Here is a 7750-nt window from a genome sequence, read left to right on the forward strand (position 1 = left end):
CAGGCTTCGGCGATCAGGTCGTCCCAGTCATAGGCAACCGGTTTGACGCCCCAGCGACTGCGGCTGAAGATTCGAATACGGTCATATCTATATTGGTAGAAGTAGACCTTGCGCCGTAGCCGATTGAAACGAATGGGCTCGTTTCGTGGGAGTTCAAGGTCAATGCGTAGGAATGGAATTAATGTCCAGTATACAGCGACGAATATAATTAGGCCGATGAGACTTGGCCACATACTGATTGTGGCAAGAGTCAGCGATATGTGGAAGAAGAGGTATATCCATGGGGCTGTGATGAGGAGAGTCAAGCCTCCACCGATCCAGAAGATGCCTCGAATGGCGAATGTTGATCTACTTAACTCGAGATATTCTGAACATGTGTAGCTAGGAGGCGTTCGCATTGCGCTTGTACTTTTATCTAGTGAAGATGGGCTGTTCGGATCTGGCAGGTCGTACTTCCAGCCAGGTGCATGGCGGGGCAGATGGTTATCAGCGTTTTTCATTGAGCTTTTCTTTCTATGGTTACTTCAGCGAAGGCATCAGGGATGCCTCGGTCAGGCCAGTAGCTAACAGTCAGTGTTAGTGACTTAAGGCTGTACACGTTCGTGTGTTTGGTTGGTGTTATAAATCCGGCTATTTCCTCGATAAAGTATTCTTGCTTCATAGTGGAGGTGAATTCTAGTTTGCTGATTTCCTGGTGTGTTGTGTATGTTTCTGTAACTTTTGGTGTTTGGTCGCTTTCAATGTTTTTGGCGGTGGTGATTGACTTTTCGAAATGTGAAGGGGTTTGGTATTCTCCACTTGCTATTGTTTTTGATGTGTTGTCGGCTGTGTGTTTGTGGGAGCTAGAGATCTTTAGATTCCACGCGTATGCAGATATTGTCCTGTCGAAATTTGGTAGTAGTATGCGATATTTAATGCGTTCATTTGTTATTAGTATGGCTGGATTTCCAGTTTTGGCTCTAGTGGTGTGATCCATTTTTTGTGCTTCAAATTTTAGCTCGGCGACCATGCCCAATGTAGCAGCGTTGAGTTCGGCAAAAGCAATATCACTATATTCTGGAGTATTCCAGTGGATAGAGGGTGTTTCGTTGCCTAGTCCGAAATAACAACGCTTAGTCCACAGTTCCAGTGGTGTTGATTCTTGTGCCGTAGCGAACTTCGTGGCGCCGTATGCAGCCATGCCAAGAACAATAGCCAAACCAAGAGGGCCAAAAATTAATGGCGTGAATACGGCGGCAATTGAATAAAAGCCAGCGAAGCCATAGAGAACGCCCGCTGCGAGGTGAGCAAGGACTGCTGTGTCTTCACGTGCGGCAAAGTTTCGTTTTATAGCCAGCCCGGATTGCCCTATATCGTAAATCCCTGCGACGGCTCCAAGAACGGCACCAATTCTCATGACCGCCCTGCCCATACCTATCGAGTTCTGCACCCTCGCCGCACCTGTGCCCCCCATCGGCACATGAGCCGCGATCTGACTTGAACTGGCGCGAATGATCAGCCCCAGCGCCTCGATGCCCCCGCCCAACAGCGCCATCCGCGCCCCGTGCAAGGCCAGCAGGGCTTCCGTGGACTTCGCGCCAATCTCCGCTTCGGCGCGCTGCAGGTTTTTCTCCAGGCTGTCGTTCATCAGGTACAAGCCGCCCAGGGCCAGCAGCAGCTCCCAGCTGCCCGCCACGCCGCGCAGGCCGGTGAAGCTGGTCCGCACCAGCTGGGCGGCCTGGGCCGAGCTGACCCTGACGCCCTGCAGCAGCTTGCGGGCATTGGCATCCAGCGTGCCGACGGCGACCGAGATATCGACCAGTCCCGCCTGCGCGGCGTGGCCCAATCCATCGACACCCGCCTGTGTCTCGCTGAACAGCCGCTCCTGCAAGGCATCGGCCGTGCCTTCGACCCAGATGCTCACCGGAATCAGATTGGCTTCCTGTTCGTCGATCAGACATGACTGGTTTTGTCGAAAAGGTACTAGTTCGGCAGGCATGAGAGGGGGGCCGCTATTCGATCAGCCAGCCGGCATCGCCTTCGATGAGGATGCCACCATGGCTGGTCGTATCTCCCTCTCTCGCCGCCGGTTGACCTTCGATGATCGTGCAGTGCGCACCGGTCCCGATGACTGCGCCGCAACTGATCTGGTCACCCACGCGCGCGACCGCCTTGCCGTCGACGAAGGTGGCGCTGGCGCCGGTTTCCACCGTGCCTTCGCCATGGAGCGGGCAGCTGTGGCGGTGGCCGACCAGGACGATGGGTTTCATTTGCGCTTTCTCCTGACGGGCTTGGCAGGTGCCTCTTCGAAGGCTTCGGCTGGCGCAGGGGCGGCGCGGACGTTGAACAGGCGGCAGATGACGTACCAGCAGATGGCGAGGGTAAAGTTGTAGGGGAACAGCACGGCCCAGAACGGTAGTTGCCAGTTCTTTTTGCCCTGCATTTCACCGGGTTCGCCAGTGCGCCAGGGGGCGTAGTGGCGCCAAGCCTCAGCTGGGGTCAGGCAGATGGCGTGGAGCGGCCTGTGCCACCAGTTGGGTTCGTCAGGGGGAGGGAGTTTGTCTGGACCGTGGTCCATGAAGTAGCGCAGGTACTCCCAGACTTCGGCGACAGACTGGATATCCGACTCGGTTGGCTTGTTGCTGTCGATCCAGAGGCAGTCTTTTTGGTGAAAGCTGCCGTCTTTTCTGCTGGGAGCGAAGGCAAGCGCATAACCGGTGCTGAAGGAAGCACCGCCATACTCTGTGCGCTTGAAAATACCCCCTCCAGTGTTGCTCCACTCAAAAACGATAAGTTTTTTTATTCGTTTATAAAATATATTTTTTGTTGAGCGGTTGAGGAAAAAATTTGATAGGTTTCTTATGAAGTATATTCGATATATTAGAAATGGAAGAAAAACCAAGGGTGTTAATGCTATTCCGGTAATTAGTATGGGGTCGAACGTGTATGGATTCCAGGCCCTGCTGGAAAACAAGAAAGGATAGAGTCCTGCCATTAATAATATAATGGCTGCGCAGTACAGTTTTGCCATGAATACAGAGTCTGTCACCCAAGGGTTTCGTAGGCATACAGTGTTCTTGGATAAAAATACTAGCTGTCCGCCAATTGCAGGTTTGTACCCTGAATGTGAGTTTGAGTTAAATATCCAGATGGTTGACATAATCAGTGCTCGAGACGGAAGATTGAATGGAGTATGCTGCTTTCGTCCAGACCTTGATTGGGGGAGTAGGCCAGATGCAGTAGAGCATGGTTTTGATTGGTTAGTGCGTTTTTGAAGTGCAGAACTAGACCAGGGCCTACGATGTGGCCAGTGGGCGAGATTGGGAATACGCTCATTCCGCCGTTTTTGTGCAGGCTGCTTAAGCTTCCTGACCATTCGCTGGCTCCAACTATGAAACTCGGTAGAAGTACTGTGAACTCAGCAGTTGATTGGGTTGTGGAAGTCTCGTTGTGCGTGATAGATGTCCAGTTTGGTGAGGTCCAGCGATTACTTTGATGCCATTTGGAATCGACGCTGTCGATGCCGAGTGAATGAGCTTGCTCTGCTGATAATAATTTTGCTCCATAATGTTCATTGTTCCAGGCTTTGATTTCCTCTGGCAGTGAGGGGAACTTCGGAAGTTTATTTTCGAAGTCCAGAGTTATGTCAGGGTGGACCTCGCCATCGTTGATGCGATTGCCAAAGATGCTCCGTGCGGTCCATAGCTCAATTGGGCTGTGAATCCGCTCACGTGACTTGCTGTGAAGATAAACGCCACCTGCAATAATTGTTGCTCCGACGAGCACAAGCGCAGCCGCCGCCCATCCGGCAAAGGGTACTACTGACGTAACGCCCGCAACAGCGAGCCCAGCTTCCAGGACGATGGCTGAGCCTAAAGCCATACTTACTCCGCCGGCAATCGTATATCGGGCTGCAGTTGGGTCGCCGTTGTCAATTTGGCGCTGTGCTTTAAAACCGTCAGAAAAGAGGCCAAACACTATCACTGGGTACCCAGCTAAACGTGCGAAAAGGTGACTATTCAAGAATCCAATAACACCATTACCAAACGCCATCCCCGGTGCAGCCGAACTCAACCGCATCACCACCGCCTTCTGTGCCGCCCGCGCACTGACCAATGTCGCCGACGCCGCGCCGATAACGCCGAAGATCGAGGCGGCGAACCCCGTGGTGTATTCCGCTGCATCACTCTTCTGCAGGCTGTTGTAGGCCGCCTTCAGTGCAATCACGTTGAACCACAACATCCCGGCATTGAGTGAGGCGCCGCCTCCAGCAGTCAGTACCCCGGCGAAGTTCGGTTTCGCGCGCACCGTGGTGGTCAATTCCACCGCCACCGTGCGATTGCCGGTGACGCGCAGCTGTTTCATTTCCTCCACCTGTGCCATGCCGTTTTTCAGATAGCGCTCCACTTCCTGGCTGAACGGGTTCTCCCGCACGGCCTGATCGGTGATGCCATAGCGCGCCTCCAGCAAGCCCAGGGCCTTCTGCGCATTGGCCTCCCGCGCCGCCTGCATTACCTGTTGGCGCAGGGTATGGCTGGCGTCCCAGCGGGTCTGGCCGCGCATGCGCTTGAGCACCACGGTGGTGACGGATTGGGCGGTGAGGTCGGTGATGCCGGCGGTGGCGGGAAAGCGGCCCACCAGGCCTTGGATGACCGTGTCGCTGCCCCCCAGCACGTTACCGACGGCATCGGCCTTTTCCTTGAACGGATTGAACGGTGCGAGGGCCGCATACAGCGGGCTGTCGTGATGGTCCAGCCATTGCTCGAGGCGCTTGAGGCGCGGGTCGCGGTCTTCGGTGCCTGGTGCCGGCTGGCCCATGGCGTGAATCATCAAGGCCAGGGATATTTCCAGCCCTCGGGCCGAGGTCGGGTCATCGCGGTCATAGCACGACAGTGCGGCGGCGAGGCTGTACGGGTCGTCGAGATGCTGGGCCTGGGCGGTGGCGAGCCAGATGTCGTGATCGCCGCTGGCCTGCAAGGCCAGATCCTGCAAGGCGCCGATGCGCCGGTCCAAGGCATCGCGCTCAGCGAGAAAGGAGAAGTAGCGGGCGGTGTCGATGCGTTGCGCCAAGCGCGCGCCCATGGGCGAGTGACGTTCATCGGTGAGCGCGCGGTAGCGGGCCTCGGCGTTGGACTGTGATACGGGCGGCGCATCTGCCGGGTACAGGCTTTCCAGCGTCTTGTTCAGCAGCATGGCCACCAGGTTGCGGTGGTGAAAGTCCTGGCTCTGCCTGCTCAAGCGCTCGGCGTCCAGCCGGTAGCAGGTCGGCACGCCTTGTTGCTCCGTGCCTTGGGCAGGCCGGGTGTGCTCGAGTGGCTCGGCGGGGATCAGGTCGCGCAGTTGGTGTTGGTAGGCCGATACGGACAGGCTCAGGTCCAAGGCCAGGCCCTCTGCATCGCTGAGCACGATCACCGCTGGAATCCGGGGTTGGGTGTGAGGGTAGTGCCGGTCCATGGCGCTCAGGCTGCCAAAGGACAGCATGCCGGTCACAGGGTGGCTGCTCCAGTCGAGAGACATGCGCCGCTCGCTCGGCTTGAAATCTTCGACCCAGGTTTGCAGGGCGCTGACGGGCAGTACATGGGGCTGGGAGGAGGGGCCTGGCTCAGCGCTGATCAGCTCGGCCATTTGCAATGGGCGCATATGGCGCTTGCGCAAGGCCAGCGAGCGGCCTAGGCGGGCGGTCATGGCATTGCTCCACAGGTGTGGGCTGTAGCCGATCCAGACTTCTTTGGCATGTGCCTCGCCGGTATCGGCCCAGACCCAGCCCAGGGTCTGGTTGGACAGATAGGCATCACGGCGCTGGTAGTGCGACAGTCCGCGGTAGCGCAATTCCTTGTAGCCGCCTTCGCCATCGTATTCGTGAATGACCAGTTTTTCCCCACGAGTGCCTTTCATGAAGACATAGACATAGCCGGGGCGCAGGGCCCGTAGGGTGTAGCTGGAGTGTTGCAGCGTGGGGAAGCCTCGCTCGAGGTCGAAGCCGGCATCGGCGTAGCGAATGGGCTGTGCGTCACCGAGGCGTGGCACGACGGCATAGCGCAAGGGCAGGATGGGCACCCGTGGGCTGCAGGCCGGGCCGGAGGTGGCGCTGTTGAAGGGGGTGCTAGTCATGGGGGGCGTCCTGGCTGAGGAGCAACGCCTCCAGTTGGTGGAGGCGTCCTTGAGGTGATTCGTCGAGGTTGGTGTAGATGTCCACGGCCTGGGCATCGCTCATCAGCCATAGATGTCCGGCCATCAGGCGAACGAACTGGCCGGCGACCTCCTCATCGCAGAAATTGAGTCTTTCCAGTTGCGACAACAGGGTTTCGATCCAATGGCGAATGTCGGACACTTCATGCGCGGCATGCTGCGGCATGGCCAATACTTCGTGGGTCAGGCTGAGCACGAAGTGTTCGCGCATGCCGACTTGTAGCCGTGCCAGTTCAGGTTGTTGGAGGGCGAGGGGGGGAGCTTGCCGTGAACGTGCAGGCGTTGGGGGGCGTTCAAGTTGTTTCCATTCGTGCGCAGGCCCCCAATTGACTCGCCATGCCAAGCGGGATATTGGGCCAAGCCACACGTCCCGCTGATCGTCGCTCAAGGCACCCAGCCAGGCCGTAAGGTGGTCGGGCTTGAGATGATGAGTGGCTGTACTCCGGTCCGCGAGCGTGAGTTGCACCATGCTGGTGAAATGGTCTGACAAAACGGTGAGGCTGACTTGCGCATCCAGAGCGATAGCGCCTCCGGCAGGCATCCAGCAAGACACGGCATGCCGCATCAGTTCAGGTGTTTCGGATACGTCCACCAGCAAGGGGCCATATTCATGGTCGTCGTCCAAGGCACTGCGTTTCCATAACCAGGCGTGAGGTACCTGACCGGTGACTTCGCTGACGAGGTCCAGTACCGAGGGTGCGTAGGCTGGGCGCAATGGGAACTCGGATGAAGCTGGTCGATAAGCCCAGTATTCGAGATCGCTGGTTATCAGCAGCAAAAAGCGGTATCCGTCTCTCGGCAGCGTGTTGGCAGGATCGTTGTGGAGGGTGTACGGCGATGATGCGTCGCTCATTGGCCCGCCTCCCCAAGGCAGCGGCAGTCGGGCAGGTCGCAGGTACCGTCGGGGCGTCGCCCACACTGGCGCTCCAGTGGCTTGCCAGTGACTGGGGCGCTGCTGATGGCGAATGGATTGGTCGTACCACCTGCTGCTTTCTGAAGCACACCTTTGATATGGATGGTTGGGCTGTCCAGGGTGATACCCGAGTCGTCGATCCGAATGGAACCACCTGGCCCTCGTAGTACAACCGCTTCGCCAGCTTTTAGCTCGTAAAGGCGTGTGCGTCTGCGGATCTCCAGCTTCGCCTCTAGCTCGGCATGCCCTTCGACCCGTTGCTCAAGGTTGCCGCCGATCGTTATCGAATGGTTGGCCGTGATGCGATCCTGGCGGTGGTTGCCAATGGTTTCCAGGCGATCCTTGCCGATGTTGAATGTCTGGTTGCGACCTACCTCGACGAACTTGTCCTGGCCGATGGTTATCTGCTCGTCGTTGCCCACGGTCTCGTGGCGATCATGTCCGATGGTGATCGTTTCATCGCGTTCGACCCGCTCCGTGCGGTCGTTGCCGATGCGCGTGGTCTCATCGTGCTTGACCACATTGTTCTGATCCCGCTGGGCATGGATGAACACTTCCTCCTTGCCCAGCTCATCCTCGAACCTCAGCTCGTTGAAGCCATCGCCCTTGTGGGTCTGGCTCTTGATGGTCATGCGCGTCTTGTGCTCGGGCAGGTCGTACGGTGGCAGC

6 protein-coding genes and 1 pseudogene are annotated in these 7750 nt (G+C 57.3%); all 7 read right to left on the minus strand.

The annotated features are described in order from the left end of the window. On the minus strand, positions 1-500 hold a 500-nt coding region (locus tag N5D48_RS26210; protein ID WP_347881637.1), incomplete at its 3' end, for a DUF6708 domain-containing protein. Next, positions 497-1978 carry an oxidoreductase gene (locus tag N5D48_RS25175; protein ID WP_279888771.1) on the minus strand — a complete coding sequence of 494 codons (1482 nt, stop codon included), beginning with the start codon at positions 1976-1978 and terminating at the stop codon, positions 497-499. The genes N5D48_RS25175 and N5D48_RS26210, both read right to left, overlap by 4 nt. A gap of 13 nt (positions 1979-1991) precedes the next feature. After that, positions 1992-2249, minus strand: a complete 258-nt coding sequence (locus tag N5D48_RS25180; RefSeq protein ID WP_279888772.1) for a PAAR domain-containing protein — start codon at positions 2247-2249, stop codon at positions 1992-1994. Continuing rightward, entirely contained in the window at positions 2246-3139 is an 894-nt protein-coding gene (locus tag N5D48_RS25185) for a hypothetical protein (protein ID WP_279888774.1), read from the minus strand. The genes N5D48_RS25180 and N5D48_RS25185 overlap by 4 nt, the downstream gene beginning before the upstream one ends. A 2-nt stretch (positions 3140-3141) precedes the next feature. Beyond that, entirely contained in the window at positions 3142-6090 is a 2949-nt protein-coding gene (locus N5D48_RS25190; protein WP_279888776.1) for a T6SS effector BTH_I2691 family protein, read from the minus strand. Beyond that, entirely contained in the window at positions 6083-7021 is a 939-nt protein-coding gene (locus tag N5D48_RS25195) for a DUF4123 domain-containing protein (RefSeq protein ID WP_279888778.1), read from the minus strand. The genes N5D48_RS25190 and N5D48_RS25195 overlap by 8 nt, the downstream gene beginning before the upstream one ends. Continuing rightward, positions 7018-7750 (minus strand): annotated as a pseudogene (locus tag N5D48_RS25200) (type VI secretion system tip protein VgrG); the annotation flags it as partial. The gene N5D48_RS25195 and the pseudogene N5D48_RS25200, both read right to left, overlap by 4 nt.

It is taken from the genome of Pseudomonas sp. GD03858, assembly GCF_029840925.1.
Lineage (GTDB): Bacteria > Pseudomonadota > Gammaproteobacteria > Pseudomonadales > Pseudomonadaceae > Aquipseudomonas.

Bases quoted from the DNA above. Each gene is read 5' to 3' on its own strand.
- N5D48_RS25190 (WP_279888776.1), bottom strand. From the start codon at position 6,090: ATGACTAGCACCCCCTTCAACAGCGCCACCTCCGGCCCGGCCTGCAGC.
- N5D48_RS25175 (WP_279888771.1), bottom strand. From the start codon at position 1,978: ATGCCTGCCGAACTAGTACCTTTTCGACAAAACCAGTCATGTCTGATC.
- N5D48_RS25180 (WP_279888772.1), bottom strand. From the start codon at position 2,249: ATGAAACCCATCGTCCTGGTCGGCCACCGCCACAGCTGCCCGCTCCAT.
- N5D48_RS25185 (WP_279888774.1), bottom strand. From the start codon at position 3,139: ATGTCAACCATCTGGATATTTAACTCAAACTCACATTCAGGGTACAAA.
- N5D48_RS25195 (WP_279888778.1), bottom strand. From the start codon at position 7,021: ATGAGCGACGCATCATCGCCGTACACCCTCCACAACGATCCTGCCAAC.